The sequence below is a fragment of the Caballeronia terrestris genome, assembly GCF_001544515.1.
In the GTDB taxonomy this organism is placed as follows: Bacteria; Pseudomonadota; Gammaproteobacteria; order Burkholderiales; family Burkholderiaceae; genus Caballeronia; species Caballeronia terrestris.
In genome coordinates, this window is sequence record NZ_FCOL02000298.1 from 1 (window position 1) to 2103 (window position 2103).

Genomic DNA, 2103 nt, shown 5'->3' on the forward strand with positions numbered 1-2103 from the left:
CCGCCGCTGCGTTCAACGACGCACCCGAGAGCTAGGCTCGATGATCCATCATTCCATCGCTCACGGTATGCCGGGAACGCAACGATCAGGCCGATTGAACACGATCGTGAGTGGTCGATATAATGAAACGAGGGAGTCGTGGCGGTAGAGAAAGCGCTGTCGTTGCTAACCCGCTTCATGCCGGGACGGAAGCGCTTTCGCTTGCGACACTTTGCCAGTTGTCCGGCATACACAAGATGACGGTGTACCGGTTGATGAATTCGCTCGAGCGACTGAACTACGTGGTGCGGTCAGATTCGAGGCTGTATTCACTCGGTCCTCGCCTGCTTTATCTCGGAAAGCTGTATGAGCATTCGTTTCATCTGTCGGCGCTGGTCGAGCCGGTCCGTTCGTTCCTTGGTGCGCAGCGGGCATCACGCTTATGTTCCAAAGATGTAAAGACTGCCCGCGTAAGATCGAACGAATTTCTCGGGCATTTCCTTTCGCATCATCTCGATGGAGGTCTCTCCGGTGCAATGCATCGGAATAACGACATCGGGATTGATTTCTTTCAGGGCCGCAACGGTTTCTTGTACGTAATCGGCCTTGTGAGGCGCCAGATGGAATCCGCCGATCACCGCATGCACCTTGTCGATGCCGGACACTTCGACGGCCCGCTTCACCGAATTCACGACACCGCGATGGCTGCATGACGTAATCACGACCAAACCCCGATTCCTGACGTTGAAGCAGGTAGCCAGTTCATGTTGAAAGTCGTCGGGCACGACTTTCGCCGTTTGCTTTTCTGCCGGGAGTTTGTCGGGATAGCAGCCGATACCATCTCTGACGCCGACCGTCATGCGCGTCGGCGCCAGTACTTTTTCGAACGACGTAGTCGGAATCGTGCCGGCGGTGAAAGCGTGATCCGCCACGACAGAGGGATTTGGCGCGAAGACGATCTTCACTCCAGCGCCGAGCAGCGCGTTTCGATCGAGGTAGCCAAAGTCTTCCACTTTACCGGCGGTCCATTCGCGAGTGCAGAAGGTCTCTTCGCCACCTACGTAGAGAGGAAGATTCGCGCGGAGTTTTCCCCGGTTCTGTTTGAGAAAGCCGACTAACCCGCCGAAGTGGTCGTAGTGGCCGTGGCTCAGGATCAATGCATCGACAGACCTCGGCGAAATCCCGAGCATGGCGATATTGTTGTTCAACGCCTCCGGGGTGAATCCAAAATCAAGCAGGACGTTTCGCGTCTCATCGCCCCGTTTCGATTCGAGGTGCATCGCCAATCCGAATTCCTCCAGCAGAGATTTACCCGCCGGAGGCATACCGAAGCGCACGACCTCCACCTCCCCCACCTTCATATTCGGTGCGATCGCCAGGTGATAGCTATCGGTGACGACTCGTACCGCAAGGCGATCCACTTCGGGCACAGGTGTGTTCAGCGCGGCCGCGCGGGCAGACTTGATATTCCCAAGCGCACCGGCGAGGAGAGCGCTGAACATCGCCGCTCCACAGGAGCATAAAATATCGCGCCGGGATACCCGAGACTCGTCAAAATCTTGCGACATGGTTGCCTCCCGTTGGAACCGAAGCGAACGGTTCCGACTCGGCGCCATCGGTTTGCGCCGACCGTACGCTCGCTGGCGGCCTTTGCATGACAGTCACCGGACTCCGCAGGAGAACATGGACGCGGCGTTCCCTACAGGAGTACTCCATCAAATACTAGCGGGTCAGTACTCAGATGGTTGCTGCACTGTGACACTGGCGCTGGTCCGTCTGCCTCGATGGTCTATCCAACGGGGATGGCGCCAATGCTGCGGCGCGTAGGCGAAAGGCAATTCGCCTCGCTAACTAGTTAAGTGATGCACTCTGCGCAGGGACACTGGCGCTTTGCTGCGAGGGTTGCTTGGAGGGAATCTGACACTTGCGGCTCGCACGGGGTGATGTGGTCCACGAGCGGTTTTAAACCTGTCAAGCAACCGAAAAATGCCAACGGCAAGATCCCACTGGGTTGGATCGGGACCCACCATTTCATTCCCCGTTGCCCGATGCCAGGTCATCTCCGGGCGATTGGACGGTTGGCCGCTCGCTAACGGCCAGAAAGTGACGCACGCTGCACCGATT

At 57.5% G+C, this 2103-nt stretch carries 1 protein-coding gene and 1 pseudogene; one reads left to right on the plus strand and one right to left on the minus strand.

Annotated elements, in window-relative coordinates:
* Nucleotides 1–177 precede the first annotated feature (177 nt).
* Nucleotides 178–404 (plus strand): annotated as a pseudogene (locus tag AWB67_RS36765) (helix-turn-helix domain-containing protein); the annotation flags it as partial.
* Between the two features lie 15 nt (nucleotides 405–419).
* Here the strand turns inward: AWB67_RS36765 and AWB67_RS36770 are convergent.
* Nucleotides 420–1547 (minus strand): MBL fold metallo-hydrolase, encoded by a 1128-nt coding sequence (locus AWB67_RS36770; RefSeq protein WP_087660733.1) that lies wholly within the window; start codon nucleotides 1545–1547, stop codon nucleotides 420–422.
* Nucleotides 1548–2103: the final 556 nt, after the last annotated feature.